The 23,064-nt window shown below is 34.7% G+C and carries 20 protein-coding genes; 5 read left to right on the top strand and 15 right to left on the bottom strand.

The window, feature by feature from the left end:
* Positions 1-287: 287 nt before the first annotated feature.
* Together G3A47_RS00005 and G3A47_RS00010 are read right to left on the bottom strand one after the other, a co-directional pair.
* The gene (locus G3A47_RS00005; protein ID WP_166919237.1) at positions 288-731 is read right to left on the bottom strand and encodes a hypothetical protein; all 444 of its coding nucleotides are present in this window, start codon (positions 729-731) and stop codon (positions 288-290) included.
* 415 nt (positions 732-1,146) lie between these two features.
* Entirely contained in the window at positions 1,147-3,477 is a 2,331-nt protein-coding gene (locus tag G3A47_RS00010) for a GH92 family glycosyl hydrolase (RefSeq protein ID WP_166919239.1), read from the bottom strand.
* A 176-nt stretch (positions 3,478-3,653) separates the two neighbouring features.
* On the opposite strand from G3A47_RS00010, the gene G3A47_RS00015 reads away from it, so the two are divergent.
* Positions 3,654-4,277, top strand: a complete 624-nt coding sequence (locus G3A47_RS00015; RefSeq protein WP_166919241.1) for a M949_RS01915 family surface polysaccharide biosynthesis protein — start codon at positions 3,654-3,656, stop codon at positions 4,275-4,277.
* On the opposite strand, the gene G3A47_RS00020 is transcribed toward G3A47_RS00015, so the two are convergent.
* From G3A47_RS00020 to G3A47_RS00075, 10 genes are all read right to left on the bottom strand, one after another.
* Complete coding sequence (locus G3A47_RS00020) at positions 4,274-4,873, bottom strand: GNAT family N-acetyltransferase (protein WP_166919243.1); 600 nt, start codon at positions 4,871-4,873, stop codon at positions 4,274-4,276. The genes G3A47_RS00015 and G3A47_RS00020 overlap by 4 nt on opposite strands.
* A gap of 51 nt (positions 4,874-4,924) precedes the next feature.
* Positions 4,925-5,281 (bottom strand): hypothetical protein, encoded by a 357-nt coding sequence (locus G3A47_RS00025; RefSeq protein ID WP_166919244.1) that lies wholly within the window; start codon positions 5,279-5,281, stop codon positions 4,925-4,927.
* Between the two features lie 92 nt (positions 5,282-5,373).
* Positions 5,374-6,552 carry an AIR synthase related protein gene (locus tag G3A47_RS00030; RefSeq protein ID WP_166919246.1) on the bottom strand — a complete coding sequence of 393 codons (1,179 nt, stop codon included), beginning with the start codon at positions 6,550-6,552 and terminating at the stop codon, positions 5,374-5,376.
* Positions 6,553-7,024: 472 nt separating this feature from the next.
* The gene (locus G3A47_RS00040) at positions 7,025-8,509 is read right to left on the bottom strand and encodes a carboxypeptidase-like regulatory domain-containing protein (RefSeq protein ID WP_166919249.1); all 1,485 of its coding nucleotides are present in this window, start codon (positions 8,507-8,509) and stop codon (positions 7,025-7,027) included.
* Positions 8,510-8,567: 58 nt separating this feature from the next.
* Positions 8,568-9,935 (bottom strand): CsgG/HfaB family protein, encoded by a 1,368-nt coding sequence (locus tag G3A47_RS00045; protein ID WP_166919251.1) that lies wholly within the window; start codon positions 9,933-9,935, stop codon positions 8,568-8,570.
* 4 nt (positions 9,936-9,939) lie between these two features.
* Positions 9,940-10,344, bottom strand: a complete 405-nt coding sequence (locus tag G3A47_RS00050) for a curli production assembly/transport component CsgF (RefSeq protein ID WP_166919252.1) — start codon at positions 10,342-10,344, stop codon at positions 9,940-9,942.
* Between the two features lie 16 nt (positions 10,345-10,360).
* Entirely contained in the window at positions 10,361-11,095 is a 735-nt protein-coding gene (locus G3A47_RS23830; protein ID WP_243860356.1) for a CsgE family curli-type amyloid fiber assembly protein, read from the bottom strand.
* Between the two features lie 3 nt (positions 11,096-11,098).
* The gene (locus G3A47_RS00065; protein WP_166919254.1) at positions 11,099-11,638 is read right to left on the bottom strand and encodes a hypothetical protein; all 540 of its coding nucleotides are present in this window, start codon (positions 11,636-11,638) and stop codon (positions 11,099-11,101) included.
* 80 nt (positions 11,639-11,718) lie between these two features.
* Positions 11,719-12,624: a hypothetical protein gene (locus tag G3A47_RS00070; protein WP_166919256.1), complete on the bottom strand. Its 906-nt coding sequence runs from the start codon at positions 12,622-12,624 to the stop codon at positions 11,719-11,721.
* Positions 12,625-13,021: 397 nt separating this feature from the next.
* The gene (locus G3A47_RS00075) at positions 13,022-15,211 is read right to left on the bottom strand and encodes a glutamine synthetase III family protein (protein WP_166919257.1); all 2,190 of its coding nucleotides are present in this window, start codon (positions 15,209-15,211) and stop codon (positions 13,022-13,024) included.
* Between the two features lie 427 nt (positions 15,212-15,638).
* Between G3A47_RS00075 and G3A47_RS00080 the strand changes: the two genes are divergently transcribed.
* Both G3A47_RS00080 and G3A47_RS00085 read left to right on the top strand, forming a co-directional pair.
* On the top strand, positions 15,639-16,655 hold the full coding sequence (locus tag G3A47_RS00080) for a glutamine synthetase beta-grasp domain-containing protein (RefSeq protein ID WP_166919259.1): 1,017 nt from the start codon (positions 15,639-15,641) through the stop codon (positions 16,653-16,655).
* Between the two features lie 280 nt (positions 16,656-16,935).
* Complete coding sequence (locus tag G3A47_RS00085; RefSeq protein ID WP_166919261.1) at positions 16,936-17,904, top strand: TerC family protein; 969 nt, start codon at positions 16,936-16,938, stop codon at positions 17,902-17,904.
* A gap of 73 nt (positions 17,905-17,977) precedes the next feature.
* Here the strand turns inward: G3A47_RS00085 and G3A47_RS00090 are convergent, their stop codons facing one another.
* The 3 genes from G3A47_RS00090 to G3A47_RS00100 all read right to left on the bottom strand — a co-directional run bounded on the left by G3A47_RS00090 (position 17,978) and on the right by G3A47_RS00100 (position 20,612).
* Positions 17,978-18,508 (bottom strand): hypothetical protein, encoded by a 531-nt coding sequence (locus G3A47_RS00090; RefSeq protein WP_166919263.1) that lies wholly within the window; start codon positions 18,506-18,508, stop codon positions 17,978-17,980.
* Between the two features lie 111 nt (positions 18,509-18,619).
* Positions 18,620-19,489 (bottom strand): alpha/beta hydrolase, encoded by an 870-nt coding sequence (locus G3A47_RS00095; protein ID WP_166919265.1) that lies wholly within the window; start codon positions 19,487-19,489, stop codon positions 18,620-18,622.
* Positions 19,490-19,739: 250 nt separating this feature from the next.
* Positions 19,740-20,612 carry an AraC family transcriptional regulator gene (locus G3A47_RS00100; protein WP_166919267.1) on the bottom strand — a complete coding sequence of 291 codons (873 nt, stop codon included), beginning with the start codon at positions 20,610-20,612 and terminating at the stop codon, positions 19,740-19,742.
* 1,178 nt (positions 20,613-21,790) lie between these two features.
* Between G3A47_RS00100 and G3A47_RS00105 the strand changes: the two genes are divergently transcribed.
* Both G3A47_RS00105 and G3A47_RS00110 read left to right on the top strand, forming a co-directional pair.
* Entirely contained in the window at positions 21,791-22,198 is a 408-nt protein-coding gene (locus tag G3A47_RS00105; RefSeq protein WP_166919269.1) for a T9SS type A sorting domain-containing protein, read from the top strand.
* A 368-nt stretch (positions 22,199-22,566) separates the two neighbouring features.
* Entirely contained in the window at positions 22,567-22,953 is a 387-nt protein-coding gene (locus G3A47_RS00110) for a secretion protein (protein ID WP_166919271.1), read from the top strand.
* The last annotated feature ends 111 nt before the right edge of the window (positions 22,954-23,064 follow it).

Consider the following 23,064-nt stretch of genomic DNA (forward strand, 5'->3'; position numbering starts at 1 on the left):
AAAGACCACATCAAGGTATTGATGGAAAGAAACCAATAGAAATGATAAATCTGTTACCGAAATAAGTAACCTTTACAATTCCGAAGAATGAGGAATCGCATACGCAGTTCGACAAAGATTGGTAACACTCTGTGCGGAGCCTCTTGTGCGATTCCTCATTCTTCGGAATGACAAATCAGTACTAACATGTCCTTTTGAATAAGGAATCACGCATCGTATCATCTCACACCAAAAAACTGCGCCAAAACAAAAAAGGCTCTCAGATTACTGAAAGCCTTTATTTAAAACTATTTTTTCACCGGGAATTTCCAATCAAATTCGTCTTTGTCGTTGATAATTGCTCCGACTTCAAACTTCACTACTTCATTAAATTCGGTTTGAAGAATAAACCAGTTGTCTTCGTTGAAGTAATTCTCGAAAGTATCAAAAGTTTCCTGATTGTATTTTGTAATTCCTTTTGTCGCTAAATCCTTCTTTACATCTGCAATTTTTCTTCCAATTACTTTGAATCCAAAAACTTCCAAATCATTGGCTGAAGCCACCAGATATCCTAATCTCAAATCTTCTTCCTGATAAAAAGTCAGTCTGATTTTTTGTGCATTGTATACGAAAATTACATTATCATCTTCGTCGTTGTAATTTTTATCCGGTTTTCCTAAAGCAGCTGTGACATCATTTTGCTTCATTCCGAAAAGCAATTTATCAATTCCCGATTTTAGATTTATTTTCATAGTGATTGTACTTTTATTTGAAAGGCAAATTTCGTGAAGTTTTTTACAAACTCTATTATGCTTAGTACTTTTTTTTTTAGCCATGACTCGAGCGATAGCGAACTGGCGAAGCAATTACACTAATTTCCACAAATCCTCATCCTTCGACTTCGCTCAGGAAGACAAATTTAAAATCAATATAATCTTAAAGTTTACATTTTAAAAGTTACTACCCATAACTGTAATTATCCTTGTTGCTTTTTCTAGCCACGAATTACACTAATTCCCACAAATCCCACCCCTACCTATCTGTCAGGCTGAGCGAAGTCGAAGCCCTCCTTCGGCTTCGCTCAGGAGGACAGATGTAAAATCTGCACAAACTTCAGTTTACATTTTACTTTTTACATTTTACAGTTTACAACTCACAACCCAAAACTCACAACCCAAAACTTTTATTAGGCCTACTACTCATATAAAAAGTAATCTTTCCTCCATTTAAAACATCGGAATGTTTTAAGAAAGGTTTCGAAAGTAATTTTCCATTTAAAAACACTTTGCTTACAAACACATTTTTATCGGATTGGTTTACTGTTTCCACTTCGAAATTTTTACCGTTTTCTAAATTAAAAACGGCTTTTTTAACTAATGGACTTCCCAAAGCATACTCATCGGAACCGGGCGCAACAGGGTAAAATCCTAAACTGCTAAAAATGTACCAGGCGCTCATTTGTCCGAAATCGTCGTTTCCTCCCAGACCGTCTGCTCCGTTTCTGTACATTTTTTTCAGGATCATTCTGATTTTGTCTTGCGCTTTCCAAGGTGAGTTGGTCCAATTATACAAATACACTACGTGATGTGAAGGTTCATTTCCATGAACATAATTCCCAATGATTCCTTCTCTTGTAATATCTTCTGTGTTCTCGAAATATTTCTCCGGTAAATGCATGTTAAACAAAGAATCCAAGCGCACTTTAAACTTATCATTACCTCCCATTAATTTAATCATTTCGGCCGGATCATGGGGAACGTATAAACTATAATTCCATGAATTCCCTTCAATAAAACCTTGTCCGTGTGTATCTAAAGGATCAAATTCTTTTTTGAAAGTTCCGTCATTTAATTTCGGACGCATGAAGCCTGTTTTGGCATCATAAACATTTTTATAGTTTTTAGATCTTTCAATAAATTCATTGTAAATATCGGTTTTGCCTAATTTCTTAGCGGCCTGAGCAATTGCCCAATCATCATAAGCGTATTCCAGCGTTTTAGAAACCGAAGATCCGTTTTTGTCTTCAGGAACATAGCCTTTTTTCATATAATATTCCAAACCGTCGTAATATGGAACTTTAGCAGTGTTAACACAAGCCTGAAGCGCTTTTTCAGCATCAAAATTGGTGTTTCCTTTTACAATTGCATCTGCAATTACCGAAACGGAATGATACCCGATCATACACCAGTTTTCGTTGGCATAATGCGACCAGATCGGAAGCATTTTATGCACACTTTGATCAGAATGTGCCAGCATCGAACTAATCATATCTGAATTTCTTGCCGGTTGTACGATATTAAATAACGGATGCAAAGCTCTGTAGGTATCCCATAAAGAATAACTGGTATAATTGCGAAAATTATCGGCTTTGTGTACATTCATATCCAGGCCTTTGTAAGTGCCATCAAGGTCCATATACTCTGTTGGTCCTAAAAAAGAGTGATACATCGCGGTATAAAAATTAACCAGATCTTCTTTTTGCAGGGCTTCAATTTGAATTTTATTCAGCTCTTTGTTCCAAACTTCCTGACTTTGTTTTTTCACACGTTCAAAATCCCAATCCGGAATTTCTTTCTTCATGTTTTCAAGTGCACCGGCAGAACTCACAGGTGATAAAGCCATTTTTATTTTGATTTTCTCCCCTTCCTGCGTATCAAAATCAAAAAACAATTTCAGATCATGTCCGGCCATTTCAGGAAAATTCTTCGTTTGATCAAATCTTCCCCAAAAACCTCTGTACACACTTTTCTCCAGAGCACCTTGACCGTAACTTTTAATAGGTTTGCTAAAAGACATGGCAAAATAAACGGTTCTGGTTCTCGCCCATCCGCTCGTTTGGCGGTACCCAGTTATTAAAGTATCGTTTTCTACGCGTACAAAAGTCCATACATTCTTTTTGTCGTAGTTGTAAATCCCTGAAGTTAGATCCAGAATAATATGCGCATCATCGGACTTAGGAAATGTATATTGATGCATTCCGACACGAGTAGTAGCTGTTAGCTCTGCTTTGATGTTATGATCCTCCAACAGTACACTGTAATAGGCAGCTTCTGCTTTTTCTGTTGCATGTGAAAAGACAGATCGATAGCCTGATAAAGGTTTAGAAGCTGTTCCGGGATTCAATTGTAATTTTCCGGTGGTTGGCATGATTAAAAAATCACCCAAATCGGAATGTCCCGTACCGCTAAAATGAGTATGACTAAAGCCAACAATAGTTTTGTCTTCGTATTGATAACCCGCGCAATATTTATAAACTTCGCCATTGTATTTTCCGTTTACACCGTAAGCTATTGTGTCGGTTTCAGGACTTAACTGAACACTTCCAAACGGAACTGTTGCACCCGGATAGGTATGCCCCATTTTGGCTGTACCAATCATTGGGTCCACATACTGAATTAGGTTGCGTTTTTCAATTGTTTTTTTCTGAGCAATTGTAGTATAACCAAACATTAAAAAGGATAACCCAAAAACAAAATTCTTACGATTTATTCTATTCATTCGTTTTTTTTAAATTATTATTTTTTGCCGCAAACTGTATTATAACATCTACTAAATCGATTTACTAACACTTTCCGGTTTGAAAAATACAACAAAATATGATTCGAAAAAATTAAATTAACCACAAAGAGACTACATTTTAAATATCTTTGATTTATCAAATGACAATTGAGTACATGAAAAATTACATTTTACTGGCATTTCTTTCTTCTTCGGCATTTATTTTTGCACAAAAGATCGACTCTTTTGTATTAAGCAAACAACAAATAATTCAACGGGAAATAGATGGACTGAGTGCTTTTCCTATTTACAAAGCATACGAATTTCAGGATAAAAGTGGTGTTTGTGAATTGGTTTTGACAGAAAATCAAAAAATCATTTCCAAGAAAGACACTTTAAACACCAAAATAAAGGTCGTTTGCGCCATGAATGATCACGGTGGCTTTCTGGAAAGATGGACCATAAATGATTTACTGGAAGATTCAGACCCCAAAGAAACCAATATTTGGTTCTGGACTAAATACTGCAGTGTTAAAGATCTGGATAATGACGGATATGCAGAACCTATAATTGTTTACGGAACAAAGGATGAAGATGGCGAAATAAGAAGGGTTAAAATAATTACAGTTTACAAAGACAAAAAATATGTTATCCGAGCCGTAGAATGTATTTTAGATTTTTGCAGAAGTTTCAAAAAGGACAGTAATTGGAATTTATTACCTCAAAAAATAAAGGCTTACGTCACACAATTGACAGAAAAAATAAGAAAAGAACAGAATCTTATTTTAAAGGATGGCTAAATTAGTTTTTGCTGTAAATTTTCTTTTACCTCATCAAACCATTCATTTCTTAAGATACTCAAAACAATCGAATCGCGACGAACTTCACTATTGGCTGTTGGCATATGGCTACGCAAAACGCCCTCTACTTTACAGCCGATACTTTTCATAGCGGCAATACTTCTCTCGTTATTATTATCGGCACGAAACTCGACACGTTCCATTCCCAAGGTTTCGAAAGCAAATTGTAGTAGCAAAAATTTGCAATGTTTATTGAGTCCCGTTCCTCTAAAAGCAGAACCGTACCAGGTATATCCCAATTGCAAGGTTTTATATTTAAGGCTCATATCGTAAAAACGGGTAGAACCGGCATATTTCTGAGACTTTTTATCGAAAACAATAAATGGAAATTCCTTTTGATTTTCTCTTGCTTCTATAGCCGACTGAATGTAGCTAATAAGATTTTCTTTCCCATCTGCACCTGCCAAAGAATATTTCCATGTTTCGGGTTCATTGATCGAAATTTCCAACAGATTTTCTACATCTGATTTCTGCAATGGACGCAGTAAAACCGTATCGTCTTCGAGTATTGTATTAGAGGAGAAACTAAAATCCATGTAATTATTTATTTTAGGAAAATATTCTTTTTGGGGTTTCATGAAATGAGATTACTCACTCATTTCATCGTAACGTTCCGGTACTTGTGGGTCGTACAACGGGCATTTGAATTCTTCCATCAGGCTTACCAACTGATTCATTGTTTTGCCTTCGGTTCCGTAACAGTCAATTTTTACGCTTTGTGGAGTGGTGATCACTTGAAATGCTCCTTTTCCTTTTGGATTTTTCCAGCTGTTTTCATCTACTTTTTCCCATTGAGAAAATACCGATTTGATTCGGTTCATAATTACATCTACGGGAAGTTTTTCGAGTCCGTCTACTTCTTCACTCTCCACAAGAGCTTCATAAACCTCATGATGATTTAGATAAATTTCGTCTAAATATCTCCAAAAAAGTAATTCGTACATAATGGTGTGTGTTTTAAACCATAAAAGTTATGTAAGTTCATTAAGCTGGGCGTATTTGATTAATGAACTTACATAACTTATTGGTTATTTTTTTAATATTCGAATGTACCGTATTCGCTCGTAATCGTCAGTTTTTTAGCATCAGCAGCTTCTACGCGACCTACGATTTGCGCCTCGACATTGAATTCTTTTGAAATTGCAATGATATCCTGTGCAATGTTTTCCGGTACATAGATTTCCATGCGGTGACCACAATTGAAAACCTGATACATTTCTTTCCAGTCTGTTCTTGATTGTTCCTGAATTAACTTGAACAAAGGTGGAACCGGAAATAAATTGTCTTTTATAATATGTAAGTTCTGAACGAAATGTAAAATTTTAGTCTGTGCTCCACCACTACAATGCACCATTCCGTGAATTTCGTTTGGAGTATAGGTATCTAAAATTTTCTTGATAATCGGCGCATAAGTTCTTGTTGGAGAAAGTACCAACTGACCTGCGTTTATTGGGCTATTTTCTACTGCATCAGTAAGATTTACCTGTCCTGAATAAATCAATTCTTCGGGAACTGCCGCATCGTAACTCTCCGGATATTTTGCAGCCAAATATTTCCCGAAAACATCATGGCGTGCAGAAGTAAGTCCGTTACTTCCCATCCCTCCATTATAACTTTTCTCGTAAGTAGCCTGACCAAAAGAAGCCAAACCAACAATTACATCTCCAGCTTTGATGTTGGCATTATCTACTACATCGCTGCGTTTCATACGTGCCGTTACGGTAGAATCTACAATTATGGTACGAACAACATCTCCAACGTCTGCCGTTTCTCCGCCTGTTGAATGAATGGTTACTCCAAAAGATTTTAACTCGTTGATTAATTCTTCTGTTCCGTTGATAATTGCCGAAAGCACTTCTCCCGGAATTAAATTTTTATTTCTTCCGATTGTAGAAGAAAGCAAAATATTATCGGTTGCGCCAACACATAATAAATCGTCAATATTCATGATTAAAGCATCCTGAGCAATTCCTTTCCAAACCGAAATATCACCCGTTTCTTTCCAATACATATAGGCCAGAGACGACTTTGTACCGGCTCCGTCGGCATGCATAATCAGGCAATAGTCGGAATCCTGAGTTAAATAATCCGGGACAATTTTGCAAAATGCCTGAGGGAATAAACCTTTATCAATATTTTTTATGGCGTTGTGTACGTCTTCTTTTGATGCTGAAACACCTCTTTGTGCGTACCTTTTGCTAGAATCTGAACTCATGAAAATTAGTTTGTGTTGATGTGGTGCAAAGATAACCAGTTTTTTTAATTCTTTGGTTGATTCGATTATTTGATTCACAAAAAAATTCGGCACGTTTACTAACACTGCCGAATTTATGTAAGTCATTCGTCTTGATTCTTTTAGTTAATTTAAATTGCCAGTTATGGGTTGTGAGTTGTTAAATGTAAGTCTGAAATTTGATGCTTTTTGTTTTACGTCTTTATTTTTACGAGATAAACATAGAGGGTGATAGAATTTATAGGAATTGTCGAAGTAAAGTAATTAAGAGCAACTTCATGTTCAGTTCCTAAGTAAGACATTAAATCAATGAAATAGAAAACAGTATTGTTTTTTACTTTCGCAAGAATTCTATTCATTAAAGTTTGCTTGTTATAAAAAACGGGAAATTTCTCAGACTCCCCTTTCACATTTTACATCTCCCAACTAGCAACTTGAGTTAATTAGCAAAAATTTATTCCCAATCCGGCATAGAGCCTCCCGAAATTAAAACATTTCTTGTATCGGCAGCACCTATAACAGTTTTTACAATATTTTTCACAGAAATACCATCATTTGAGGTGTTGGTAAAAATTACTTCTGCTTCACTCGGAGAATAACGGACATCTAAATCATTTGTTCCGGATACTTTTCCAATTGTTATTTGATTGGAAACATTTGTTACAAAATTGTACTCAAAAATTCTGGAATCCAATTGGCGATAACCTGAGCTTTCATAGCCCGAAACATCTCTGGTGTAAACCAGTTTCTGTGCTGTTATTGAAAAATTACATCCTCCCAAAGCACCACTTTGTCCTGAAATTACTGTTGTAAGTATCGTTCCTGAAGTATTAATAACATAAATTTCAGCACTGTAACCATTTGCATCATTGACTTTTAAAGCAATTTTTGTTTTATCTGCACTCCAATCACACTCCGAAATAAATTTTCCATTTGGCGTCTGAAATATTTTTGCGAGACCACTTCCGTCACTATTGATTTTGTATAACTTATCAAAATTTGGATAAATAAGCTCACTTCCGGAAGCATTCCAGGAATACCCCAGATAATCTGAATTAAAACCGGCTATTGGTACTGAACTGGTTACTTTTCTCACTCCCGTTCCATCAAGATTCATCGTGTAAATATCGTTTTGAGATCCATTGGTTGCAATATAGGCAATCTTTTGTGCCTGATTATTTCTCCTCGGACGCCAACTGTTTTTTGCAGAGCTTGTTAACTGATATTGTTTTCCGGCCTCATCTGCAGCAAAAATAACATTATTACCACTAACCGTTTTAACAAATAAATACCTTGCACTAGGAAATGAACCGGTAGTAAAAGCACTTGTAGTACTTAAGACAGGTGTATTTACACCATCGCTCACCTCAACCTGCCACGTGTATTTTACACTATATAAAAGATCACTCAATGTGAATTTTTTATCTTTTATATTCTCATAGGTTATCACATCGTTGTTGTTGGCATTTCGAAGTATTACTTTATAGGTAAGCACATCATTATCAGGATCGGTAACCGTCCATGTTAAATCTAACGAAGCAGCCTGACCGGTACTGTTATCTATTGGAGCAACCAATACAGGAACAGTTGGCGGTTTATTATTGGCCGTAGATTTTTTAAGTTCAAAAACAATTTCTGAAGTATTATTTGCCGATACCGAAACAGGTTCAAATTTAGCGACATAACCGTCTTTTTGAGCCTGAAAAGAAAATTCGCCAACTTTTACATTTGACATTACAAATTTACCGTTAACATCTGTAAAAATAGTCCCCGAGGTGGGGCTCGACGTAATCTTTACATTTTCTAAAGGTTCAAAAGTATCAGACGTAACTACTCGTCCGGTAACGGTACCATATTCTGAATCTCCTATTGTCTCTTCACTACATGAAATCAAAAACAATAAAAAAAGCACACTTATTATTCTATATAAATACTTCATTATCCATTTGTTTTTAAATTTAAACTTCATGTTATATTTCAAAATATGCCGGCTTCTCTTACTTGTTTTTTTTATTAGCTCCAAAATAATAAGTAAGACCTAATCCGAATTTGTAATAAAAATCGTCTCTGGTTCCTGCCTTTACATAATCGATATTATCGGTGAAATTAATATTCTGTTCTGCCGACAGTTTAATTCCCAGTGTGTTTGAAACCAAATATTCGAGACCAACTCCGTACTGGATTTTTGCATGGGTATTGTCAAACTTTCTATTCATTCCGAAACCTCCGCCTGCAAAGATGTAAGGACTAAATTTGTCTTTGGGTAATATTATAAATTCGAGATTCAGATCGTACGTAATATAACCGACATCAAGAAGATCTTTGTTAGCCAAATTAATTACATTCAAAGAACCTCTCAAATCCAGACTTGGGGTAATAAAATATTTCAAAGCCCCTTCCCCCATTGGCCTGAGAATAGGATTGGCATAATCTCCATCCATTAGCGTTGCTCCTCCTGAAATCTCCATCGCAAATTTAGAACGGCGCTCGAATAAATTTCTTCCGTAGAGCACGGTGTTGTCTGCTACTTCAGTTTCTTTTTCATATTTCTTCATGGCGATATACAATTCAGACGGAGTAGCATCAGCTTGCCAGATATTGTCCTGAATTCCTTCTAAAATCAGGGATTGTACTGCTTTTTCTATTGCCTCGGTAACAGCCATGTGCACAGGTTCGTTTGTCGTGTAACCTGTTTCAACTTCTAAAAGTCTTTTAAAATTTACATATTTAAACAAACTTTCATCAATAGCCTGAGACAAAATAGTTTTGGAAACATAAACTGATTTTAGAATTTTTCCATTTGAAGTTGAAATCATTCTAAGATAAACTGTTACACGATCCTGACGGTATTTTACAGAACCTCCGACTCCAAAATAACGTGCTCCGAAACCGCCTGTTATAATATTTGAATCGTACGAAATAATTCCTCCCTCCAATAAAACTCCGGCATACAACAGAGGGGTTAACTGTGGCTCATTTGGATTTGGATTTTTGGAGTATTCCTGTCTGGTAGATCGAATCAGATTACGTTCCTGCAGCAAATTTCCAATATTCTCGCGTTCAATAGGAATGAACCATTTTGAATCTTCGAGTGCTTTTAACAATATCGAAGTGGCACCCTGAGTCACGGCAGTACTAAAATTACTTCCGTTTTCCTGAGGTTTGTACTGACCGGTCTGATCTCTGAATTTGTACACTCCCACTACAATTTGCTCCTTGGGTTTCGGAAGTTCCTTTAGAAGTGAAGTGGCTGGAGTACTTTCTCCTAAAATTGCTTTTTCGACTCCGGTTGGTTGGTTATAAAAAGCACCACAACCCGAAAACAAAAAAACAAATAATACTACTAAATAGTAATGTAATTTCATGCTCTTACTTATTTGGAATGATTACTTGCGTTTGTTCTCCTGTAGTGGTATCTAATATATTAACCGATAAACCTCCCGATGTAGGATAGATATCGACTGAATAACTTCCAAACGTATAGGAACCAACAGAAAGACCATCTGTTCCAAATTGTTGTTTATAAAGTGAGCTGGAAATCTGACTCAACAACTGCGCATTTAGGCTTGCCTTAAATTGCTCCAGATCTGTTTTTTCTTTTTGGACTTCGTTTTTATCTTTTAATTTGTTTTGAGATTCAGCACTGCTTAAAAGCCACTGATAATTAAAAGTATCGCCTCCGAATGCAGGATTTACAGGTTTATAAACTAAAGCCTGAGCACTGACGAAAGGGAGAAAAATAAGGGATAGTAAGATGCTAAAAATAAATTTCATGACCTTAATAATAAAATTAATACTGAGTGAAATATTTGCTTTGCCTTTCTAAATTTTTCAAGTAATAAATCGTTGCATTGATTGATTCTTGCGCTACTGCCTCCAAGAATTCGTCATCCGGTCTGACCAGAAACTCGTAAACAACTTCATTTTGTATAGAAATAGTAATTTTTGTGTTTCGTCCGAAGCTATATTCTTCGGTTATGACCACTATCTTTTTTGCATTTATTCCAATGTCGTTGTATTTGTAATAATACTTATCGTAGAAATCCTTCCCCATCTTTGTCTTGGTATCATCTGTAATGATTCCTCTTAGTGTAAATCCGTCGTCGGGAGGTAAAATTAGTACATCATCTTTTTTTTTTTCATTTCCCAAAACCACTCTGTCTTTTGCTATTATTTGTTTGTCTTCATCATAAAACAACAACAAAATAATAATTTCATCATCCGGACTTATATTGACTTGAGTCGTTGACAATTTCTTAACTTCATTTGGTTCAAGTGTGAAAAGCCCAATCTGGGCATTATTAGATTGATTATCACTATTATTATTATTTTTTATTACAGACAATCTGTAAGAAGCACTTTTGAGTACATCGGTCAGGTTTTCGGCCATACCCGTAATCTTAAAATTGTTTTCTATTTTTTCTACATCAATTTTTGCTTTAATCTGATTTTGAGTCACCTGACCCGTTACAACCAAACTAAAACACAAAAAGTACAATAGCATATATCTGAATAAAAAGGACATATTTTAGTTTAATTTATTTAAAATAATAACGGAAGCTCCATTTCCATTCTGCATGATTTTCATATCTTTAGAAATAGAGTTGGTACCATAACTTTGTATCTTTTGATTATTACCGTTTTGAATCATTTCTGTTTTTACATCGAAATTTGTACGGTAAGAGTAATCTGAAATGGTATTATTTTTTCCTTGCTGAATGATGTTCTGAGCTATTGTTTTGGCCTCTTTGACCACTAACAAATCATTATAATCGCCTTTTTGTACGACTGAAACATTAACTTTTTCAGCACCAACAATAGCATTGGCTTTATTGTAACTTCCAATTTGCTGAATAATAACTCCCGATGAAATTTGCTGAACCTGTTCTAACTGAAGTTGACTTGTGCTTTTTTTATTTACCGATGATACTATGCTCAACGCATTTTCTCTGGAATCAAACACAGAAGAACTATACGGTTTAAATCCGGAATTATCTTCTTTTTCCTGTGCCTGAAACGACAGTGAAAAAAATATAAGACAGAAAATATTTAAAAATATAGTTTTCATTTTTGCAATTGAATTTTAAACATGACAGCTAAATAAATTTAGCTGTCATGCCTATTTTTTTGTTTATCAAAGTAAATGTGTTAGTTATTACTTTGAATCACATTAGATAAATTTGCATTTCCTTGTTGAATAACGATACTTGCATTTCCTGTAGAAAGAATAGATGCTGCAGTTTGTGTTCCGTATGACATATTTCCGTTACCTTCTTGTAATACATTTTCTGTATTTCTGTATCCGGTTTGAGTAGAGTTGGCTAAATTGTCATTTCCGAATTGGTAGTGGTTGGATACGTTTTTAGAAGCTCCTGAAGCAAAAGCACCACTTGTCTGAGTTTGATTAGATTCGTTATCTAAACCACCTTGGCTGGCATAGGCTTCGCCAAAACTTCCAGTTTGAGTTTGAGTAGCCTCATTTCTTCCATGGGGAGATTTCGGTACCGAAGCAGTAAGAGGGGCCATACCGGTAAACACAGAAGCAGTTGGCAACGTGTTCCCTGAAGTTCCCTGATCGATTGTTGCTTTGTTGCTTTTACCGGTTTGAGTTTGAGTCGCTTTGTCTTCTCCTTTTAAGTTTCCAACAAATAAACCGTAAGAAACATTAGTTTCGTCTTGCCAGATAGTAGCCTCATTTTTGTCTCCTGTTTGAGTTTGGTAAGCTTTGTTTCTCCAGTTGTTTTGAGAAATGAAAGCACTGTTTTGATCACCGCTTTGTACTACTTCAGCTGAGTTGTCATGAGAGATATTAACACCGAGTATGGTCATTTGACCTGGATATACACCTTGGTAAACATCAGAATCGTTATCTGAAACCATTTGTTTCACACTTGAACTCTGAGCTGTTCCAATTTGATGAACGTAAGCATCCTGGCTATATCCGGTCTGATTGACATAACTTGTGTTTGGTGCAATAGTTCCTGGTAGAATTTGAGCTGTTCCCACCGCTCCTACAAACAGCATCGCGGAGATGCATAAAATTACTTTTTTCATAATAAATATATTTAATTGGTTATTAATACAACTTATTATGTAGGTTGAAGTGATTTCCGGGTAAAATTCACTAACTAAATCCTCTTCGTCTGAAAACAAATTTTTAAAACTTATTTTCTCTTTTCTGATTCAAAATTAGAAAAAGTTGCCTAAACAGAAATAAAACATAATCACCTATTTTTCAAGATCTTAATCTCTTTTCGATGAAATGTAAAACTATGTCGATGAACTACTATTTTTATCTTTTTTGATAGTCAGAATTTAACTACTTATTCTAATTTTACTGAATTTACTCTAAATTTTCTGTTAAAAGAAAACAATAAATGACAATATTTTAACATAATCACAAAAAAGCCTGTCTTTTTGAGACAGGCTTTAAATTAATGTTTGTTTACTGTTATTTTGTAAACAATAACTCTCTGTATTTGGTTAGTGTCCAACTTTCATCGTCTACTAATAATTCTAATTTATCACAATGATTTCGAATATCTTCAAAATAAGGTTTCACTTTATCGCAATAGGCTTCTGCCATTTTTTGCGCATCTGTCAGTTGATTCGCTGCCTTTCTTTCGTTGGTCATAGCCTCCACTTTAGAATTAATTCCTTCGATATGACCTGAAATTTCTTTAATCAGAACAATCTGTTCTTTTGCAATGGTTTCAAACTCTTTTCCGAAGATTTCTTTTAATCCTTTTACATTTTCAATCAATGTATTTTGATAACGAATAGCGGTAGGAATTACATGGTTTCTAGAAATATCTCCCAAAACTCTTCCTTCAATCTGGATTTTTTTGGTGTATTCTTCCAATTCAATTTCATAACGCGCTTCTGCTTCGATGTGATTTAGTATTCCCAGCTCGCTAAATAAATCCAATGCCTGCTTAGAAACTTTAGCCTTAATTGCTTCCGGAGTCGTTTTAAAATTACTTAAACCTCTTTTCGCAGCTTCTTTTTCCCAGGCATCACTGTAGCCGTCTCCTTCAAAAAGTATTTTTTTGGACTGTTTGATGTATTCTCTTAAAACATTAAAAATAGCATCGTCTTTTTTCATGTCTTTTGATTCGATCAACAAATCTACTTCTTTCTTAAAATCTATTAATTGTTTCGCAACAATAGCGTTCAGTGTCGTCATTGCATTAGAACAATTGGCGGTTGAACCTACTGCTCTAAACTCAAATTTATTTCCTGTAAAAGCAAATGGCGATGTTCTGTTTCGATCGGTGTTGTCTAAAAGTACGTCCGGAATCTTCCCTACCACATTCAGTTTTAAATCTGTTTTTTCTTCCGGAGATAATTTTCCTGTAGTTACGCTTTCTAATTCAGATAATACCTTTGTCAATTGTGCTCCGATAAAAACCGAGATAATTGCAGGTGGCGCTTCATTTGCCCCCAATCGGTGGTCATTACTTGCTGTAGCAATAGAAGCTCTCAACAATGTTTCATGATCATTTACCGCTTTAATGGTGTTAATGAAAAACGTCAGGAATTGCAAATTGCTCATTGGTGTCTTACTCGGACTCAATAAATTTACTCCGGTATCTGTGGCCAATGACCAGTTGTTGTGTTTCCCTGAACCATTAACCCCTTTAAAAGGTTTTTCATGAAATAATACTTTAAAATCATGACGTTCTGCTACTTTCTGCATCACATCCATCAATAAAGAGTTATGATCTACGGCAAGATTGGTTTCTTCAAAAATAGGTGCTAACTCAAACTGGTTTGGTGCTACCTCATTGTGACGTGTTTTTACCGGGATTCCCAACAACATACATTCCTGCTCCAAATCTCTCATATAGGTCAAAGCTCTCGTAGGAATAGAACCAAAGTAATGATCGTCTAATTGTTGCCCTTTTGCCGAAGTATGCCCCAACAAAGTTCTACCTGTCATCATTAAATCGGGACGTGAATTCGCCAACGCTTTATCAATAAGGAAATATTCCTGCTCCCATCCTAAAGTAGCGGTTACTTTTTTGACATTTTTATCAAAATATTTACAAACTTCTGTTGCTGCCTCATCCATAACAGATAAAGCTCTTAACAACGGAATTTTATTATCTAAGGCTTCTCCTGTATAAGCAATAAAAACGGTTGGTATACATAAAGTAGTACCATATATAAAAGCCGGAGAAGTTGGATCCCAGGCCGTATACCCTCTGGCTTCAAATGTATTTCTGATTCCGCCATTAGGAAAACTCGAGGCATCAGGCTCTTGTTGTACCAATTGTGCCCCGCCAAATTTTTCTACCGGATCACTACCGTCATAAGAGGTTTCAAAAAAAGCATCGTGTTTTTCTGCAGTTGTCCCAGTAAGTGGCTGAAACCAGTGTGTATAATGTGTTACTCCTTTAGCAAGAGCCCATTCTTTCATTCCCATGGCAATATAATCTGCCAGTTTTCTGTCTATTTTAGTTCCGTGCTGAACGGCGTCTCGTACCCCTTTTAAAGCATCTGAAGTCAGATATTGCCTCATCGCTTTCTCATTAAACACATTTGAACCAAAAATGTTAGACTTTCTGTCTATCTCCTCAAAATGTACCGGCTTTCTTGTAGAAGCTTCTTGTAAAGCTTGGAAACGTAATGTTGACATGTATATAATTTTAAAAATTCGTACTCATTTTCACTAAAAAAAAGAAAAACAAATATAGGTAATTAAACCCCCTGTTTGAAACATAAATCCCAGAATTTTATTCGATGATTTATCAACAGAAAAAGCTTTTAACAAAGAATAATGAATTTGAATTAAAGAAATATAACAAAATACCGCAGTATTCTTCATTAAACAAACATTTTTTCGCAATTACACTATCATAAAATTCAATAAACAACCTTAATTATTACGAATTTACTTTTTTAAGCCATTAAAATTGCTTTTTAAAAAATATACCCCCATCAAAATTACGCTTCTCTAAAAAATTATACTCATTCAAACAAAATAGCCCCCTAATTTTCAGGAGTAGAAAAATAAATATATCTTTGACCCATCAAAAAAGCAAAAAACAAAAATTTATATTATTATGGCTAAAATTAAATTAGAGTACATTTGGTTAGACGGATATGAACCAACTCAAAATCTAAGAAGTAAAACTAAAGTTGAAGAGCACGAAAATTTCAAAGGAACATTAGAAGAACTTGGAAACTGGTCATTTGATGGTTCATCAACTAAACAAGCTGAGGGCGGTTCTTCAGATTGTCTTTTGGTTCCTGTTGCCATCTACCCGGATCCTACTCGTATTAATGGATACCTGGTAATGTCAGAAGTAATGTATGCAGATGGAACGCCACACCCTTCTAACGGTAGAGCTACTATTGATGATGATAATGATGATTTTTGGTTTGGTTTTGAACAGGAATATTTCATCATGGACACTAAAACCTTATTGCCATTAGGTTTCCCTGTTGGAGGTTACCCTGCCCCACAAGGGATGTACTACTGTTCTGTAGGTGGAAAAAACACGCACGGAAGAAAATTAGTAGAAGAACATGCTGATTTGTGTATTGCTGCCGGAATTAACTTTGAGGGAATTAACCAAGAGGTTGCCTGCGGACAATGGGAATTTCAATTATTTGCTAAAGGAGCTAAAAAAGCCGGAGACGAAATCTGGATTGCCAGATATTTACTGGATCGTTTAACTGAAAAATACGGTTACTATATAGAATACCACCCAAAACCACTTGGTGATACAGATTGGAATGGTTCAGGTATGCACGCTAACTTCTCTAACGAAGTGTTAAGAACATGCGGAGATCAGGCTACTTACGAAAAAATCTGTGAGGCGTTCAGACCTGTTACTGCAGAACACATTGCGGTTTACGGAGCATACAACGACTTGCGTTTAACAGGTAAACACGAAACAGCTTCTATCCATGATTTCTCTTATGGAGTTTCAGACAGAGGAGCTTCAATCAGAATTCCTTTAATTACTGTTCAAAAAGGATGGAAAGGTTGGTTGGAAGACAGAAGACCTGCTTCAAACGGAGATCCATACAAAATTGCAGCAAGAATCATCAAAACTGTAAAATCAGCTTTGTAAATTATTGTTTTAACATACTCAAAAGTGCCGTCAAAATTGACGGCACTTTTTTTTGTCGTTTTTTTATTTAACAAACCCGACAGGTTTCAAAAACCTGTCGGGTTTAAATATACGAAACGTTACCGATTGGACTGGAGTCGTCTGTCAATTCGAAAACCAACCGGACAGGTTTCTAAAACCTGTCCGGTTTAAGGATTTGGTTTAAAATACAACTTTTTGATAATTACTTCTTAAGTATAATTTCATAACCTATCTTTGTATATCACTAAAAATCATTGTTATGACAGTCTGGATCTTCTTCTTGTTAGCCGTAATTTTCATTCTTGCGTTAGATTTAGGTGTTTTCAATAAAACACCACATATTATAAGTACAAAAGAAGCCAGCAAATGGACTCTTATCTGGGTAACACTTTCCTTTCTCTTTTCGGGAGTAATATACTGGTTGTACACTACAGATTATATTGACAATCCCGACAATTTGAAACCTACGGTTGCAGCTATGAAATTCATCACCGGGTATCTAATCGAATTATCTCTGAGTGTCGACAATATTTTTGTGATCGCTATTATTTTTGCTTCGTTTAAGATTCCTCAAAAATACCAGCACCGCGTTTTATTCTGGGGAATTTTAGGTGCTATCGTCTTCCGTGGATTAATGATTTTCTTTGGAGTAATGTTAATCAATAAATTTACCTGGACTACCTATTTATTTGGGGCTTTCTTACTTTTTACCGCCATCAAAATGTTATTCTCAGGAGAGGATGAAGATTTTCAGCCCAAAGATTCTTTTATCTACAAAACATTAGGAAAAATTATTCCGATTACCTCACACATGGATCATGAGCGTTTTTTCATCCTGACAGACAAAGGGAAAAAAGCCGCTACCCCCTTATTCGTAGCCTTGATCGTAATTGAAGTGATGGACGTACTTTTTGCCGTAGACAGCGTTCCGGCTATTCTTGCTATTACATCCGATCCGTTTTTGGTGTTCAGTTCGAATATTTTTGCCATCCTCGGATTACGCTCTATGTATTTTTTCCTTGCCAATATGCTTGAAAAATTCAGCTACTTGGAATACAGCTTAGTGGCTATTCTGGCTTTCGTTGGAATAAAAATGTTGCTACACGATTATATCCACATCCCGGAATGGGCTTCTTTGGGATTTATAGCGCTTTCGCTTTTGATTGGGATTCTGGTTTCTTTGAAATTTGGGAAAACTAAAAAAGAAGGGACAGAAGAGGACAAATAATTTTTGAAACCTATGTTTACATAAAAAAAAGGAAATCATAGCGATTTCCTTTTTTTTACAGAATAAACCTTTCTTAGTTTAATATCTTAACCTTACTATCATCAATATTATATTTTTTGATAACAGCATTGTAATCTGAATAATCTTCTTTTTTAACTGATTTTGCAGTTCCTGTTGCTGATCCTGGAACAATAACAATTCTAAAAGTCTGATTATCTAAAAAAGTTGGTGTCAATTCCAAATCATAGTTACCTTCAGCATAAATTATAAAATGTGAATTACTAAATTCAAAATCATAAGTTAACCTTCCTTGTGATACGTATATCGTTTTTGGAATTTGTTCCCATATTGGAGCATTAGTAGAAGTTATAACACCTATTTTTCTATAAATCAAAATAACATCATCCTTGTAAAGTAACGGATTTAAAGCTCTATTAATATTAAATCCATCTTGAGCATTATAATCAAAATTAACATTGGTAAGTTGAAAAACCTCACCAATTAATCCATCATATCCCGGAGGTCCCGGAGGCCCTTCCGGTCCTTCACAACTAGAAAAAACAATCAATCCAACAACTGCGAATAAGGTAAGTATCTTTTTCATAATTTATATATTTTAAGTTTCTATATATAAAGGTATTCCAAAAACCAAACCAAAAAAAGCAAATGAGGTCGTTTTGCTTATTATTTTTTACTAATTCTTATTATTTTTTTATTACTTCTTACTAACTGTTTGATTCTTAAGCAATATTTTATTAAAAAATAAAGCATGATAGGGCAATGAATTTTCCCAATAGTCCCAGGTATGTGCTCCGGGGCGTTCGGTATACTCATGATCTACTTTATTGTAAACCAGTCTGCGGTGTAATTCTCTATTGGGCTCGATTAGAAAATCATCAACGCCGCAATCTATAATTAAAGGTAACCTATTGACTTTTATTTTATCTAACATTGCCAATACAGAATTTTGCTCGTACAACTCCGAATTACTACTTTTATCTCCGAAAACAGGCTGCATTAATTTTATCACCTGAGTTGAGGAATCTCTGTTGAGCATCGCACTCATATCTACCGCTCCACTCATGCTTCCGGCTGCACAAAACAAATCCGGATGTCTTACCGATAAATACAAAGCTCCATGTCCGCCCATAGAAAGTCCTGTAATCACACGACCGCTTCTATTGCTTATTGTTCGGTAAGTTTTATCTATTTTCTGAACTACCTCCTGAGTGATAAAAGTCTCAAACTGGCTTCCTTTATTTACAGGGCTGTCCAGATAAAAACTAAAAGTTTCTCCCTCGGGCATTACAATAATTATATTGTATTGATCGGATAAATTTTGAACTAGCTTTTTGTTCGGTGTATTTTTAAGCCAGTCACTAAAATGACCGTAGGCACCATGCAACAGATACATAACCGGATAAACTGATTTGCTTTTAGCATAGGTATTAGGCAATACAACGGCGGCTTTGTAGGTTTTGCCCATCGCTGTACTTGCAATTTGTAAAGTATCTACTTTTGCGGCATAACTCAATGAATTAATGCTCAATAGAAATACTACCACTAGGATTCTAATGTTTTTCATATTGATATTTTTTTGATTAGGGATTGTAAATATAACTTTTTCTGAATAAAGGGGTTACGCTAGGTGCGTTGTTTTTTTCTCACGTAGATTGAGCAGATTTATTCGCATTATCTTTGTCGGAAACATAAAAACAGAATATCAGCTTAATCTGCAGAATCTGCGTGAGTCAAAAAACTTGGCGACTTGGCGAGAAATTTAATGTCAAAGCACATAAAGAAAAGCCTTTGAATCTCTTGCGGTTAAAAAAACATCACTTGATAATGATCTTATGCTCGTTACGGTATTGCGAGGCGCTTTTACCGGTATACTGTTTAAAAGATTTACTAAAGTGGCTAAAATTATTAAAACCACTTTCGTAACAAACTTCGTTTATTGTTATTGGTTTTTCGGCCAGTAGTTTTGAGGCGTGAACCAAACGATATTCGTTTACAAATTCTGTGAATGTTTTGCTCGATATTTTCTTGAAATACCTGCAAAACGAAGGCGTTGTCATACTCACCAAACTCGAAACCTCATCTATAGCAATCGATTCCTGAAAATGATCTTTCACATAATTAAAAATCAAATTGATACGATCGCTATCCTGCGCATTTAATTCAAGAGAAAAACCGTTCGCATTAAGAACTGTATATTCCTCCGACGAGTCTAATTCATCTAAAATACTCAGTAGAGTCAACAAGCGTTCAAAAGGAAGCTGATCCTCCATCATTTCTATCTTTTTTCCGATCTGTTTTTTAGTTTCACCGGTAAATGCGATCCCGGCACTGGCTTGATTGATGACATTGCGCACCTTTTTCATTTCGGGAGCGACAAAAAAATCATTTCCTAAAAATTCCGGTTTAAGGTGGATAACGATTTCATTTTTATTTCCGGTTTGTTCATTGGTAAAACCACAATGTGGCATATTCGAACCTATCAAAAGTAAATCGCCATTAGTGTAATACGAAATATGACTCCCAATTTGCCTTTTTCCGGCTCCACCGTTTATATAAACCAGTTCGATCTCGGGGTGATAATGCCATAAATGCGTTTTACTGTTGGCCTTTTCAGCATGTTTCGTATAAGTAAAGGAACTTCCATAGGAATTGGATATCACTTCAAGAGTCGGAACGAGAGTTTTCATGCTGAAATATTTTAAAAAATAATAGCAAATTTAACAAAAACACCTAACATATTTCATGTTTTAACCTATATCGGTTTCGTAAATAGGAATATTGCACAAAAACATAAAAAGAACTAAAGCTCAATAATTATCAAAATAATCATTTTTTTTGCATCTCTTTTTTTATTGCCGCTTTTTTTTCATAAATCATATTTAATTCAGTCCTTTTGCAGCAATACAGTAATTTTTGTAAGAAAGTTAGAAAATAAAATAAGTTCCTTTTCTTTTTAAATAATTTCAAAATAACAACTCAATTAGCCAAAATATCTACAATAATGCAAATTTTAACCTATAACGGTTTCGTTAATGAGAATATAGCATATAAATCAGTCAATAGAGTTGTACAAAAAAAGTTAAAATATAAGTACTTTAGCAACAGAAAACTGAAACAAATACCATTGCAACAAGGAGTTATAAAAAAGACTCTAAATTTTAGTACAGTGGTCATATTATAAAAAATAAAGCGTACCAACACGCTGTAAAAGTTTATACTGCATAGTATAAAATGAGGTTTGATAGTTAGTAAAGTTTAAAAACATTCAATTGTTTTTCAAAACAGCTCTTTGTGGTTACTGAGCTGTTTTTTTTTGCTTTACATTTTTTATAAGTACCAAATTCAAAAAGTGTGTAATCAATTGCAAACTCTTTGCGGTTGAATTTTAACGCAAAGGCACAAAGCCGCAAAGTTTCTTTTTATGCACGCAGATCTGGCAGATTAAGCCGATATTTTGCTTTGTAATTTCGATAAAAACTATCTGAATAAATCTGCTAGATCTGCGTGAAAAAATTTCTCTGCAAACATAGGAACACGCTAAGTTTTACAATCATTTATTAAATCAACGCTTTATGGACAGTGTGATTGGAGAAAGCTAAAATCTCTCTTTTACAGTTTACTTCTATTTAAAACCTGTATTTTGTAAGAAACAAAAACGAGTAGTGAGTTTATCTCGCGCAATCAATTAATGAAAAATAAAACCATAATTAACAAAAACGCTAATTATAATTTAAAATTTAACCTATAACGGTTTCGTAAATGAGAATACAGCATCATAATTAGTCAATGGAGTTGTGAAGAATCATGTAAGACTCAAGTAATTTAGCATCACAGAATTAGAACTATTAATCTAAAAACAACAGTCATGAAAAAGATTTTAAAATTAAGTTTAGTATGTGCAGTGCTTTTTACAGGAATGAGCTCTTATGCAATCGACGGAAATGGAGATTTTAATCTTCATGTATTAAAAGCAAACGGAAAACAAATTACGTTTGCACTCAATCAGGTTAAAAAAGCACATTTAGCTATCTATGACAAAGAGGGTACTCTTATATATTCTGAAAACGCTTCGGGCGCAGAAGGAATTTTAAGAACTTTTAATCTGGACGAATTACCGCAAGGAACGTACTTCTTAGAAGTAGAAGATAATGCAAAAAAAGTGAGACATGAAATTACGGTTACAGATGAAGCATCTGTTTTATCGAGAAAAGCAGTTTCTTCTGTTTACAAAACGGATTTGCCTGCCAAAAACAGTAGCATAGCAGTACGTTAAAAAAATTGTGCTTGCGTAAAGTATAAAAATGCGTTTATAAGTTAGTTATATAAAAACGATTGTTTTAAGAACAGCTCTTTCTGGTAATTGAGCTGTTTTTTTATGTCCGAAATTTTCTAATCGTAAATATTTTTTTATCAATTGAAAAATTATTCTTAATAATTTTAAAATACTGACTTACACAACCTTAAAAAAAAATATTTTCAAAACATTCGGGAGGGCAGTAATTACGGACATTCTTTACAAAAAATACCGAAACACTTTTAATTCAGCAACTTATGTTATTAAAAAAAACGTTTTTTTGTTTTAAATTCAATTTCTATTTGTAGTTTTGCGCGGTTCACGAATAAAATTAAAATTAAGAAAACATGACAAGATTTATGAAATTGGGCTTAGTTGTAGCTGTATTTTTAACAACTGTTTTTACTTATGCAATTGATGGAAAAGGAGATTATATCTTGTATATAAAAACCGGAAATGGAAAAGTTGTAAGCTTTACTTTAAACACCGTTGAAAAATCAAGTTTTTCAATTTTCGACGTAAACAAAAATTTATTGTATACAGGAACTTCTGCTACAGATGAATTAGAAACTTCAAAAACACTAAGTTTAGAAGCTTACCCAGCTGGAACTTATACTTTGGAAGTAACTGAAAATGGAAAAATCACGAAACATGAAATTACGGTTTCTACAAAAAAAACAAAAACAGTTAAACTTGACGAATCGGTAAATAAAAGCCCGGCATTCCGTCGTTAATTTTTTGCCTAAAAAACAAAAAGCAGCTCCTGATCGAGCTGCTTTTTGTTTTACTACAGATTTTTATTTTCAAAAACTAAAAAAGCTGCAGCTAATGCTTTTTTTTATGAA

The organism is Flavobacterium poyangense, assembly GCF_011751075.1.
GTDB lineage: Bacteria > Bacteroidota > Bacteroidia > Flavobacteriales > Flavobacteriaceae > Flavobacterium > Flavobacterium poyangense.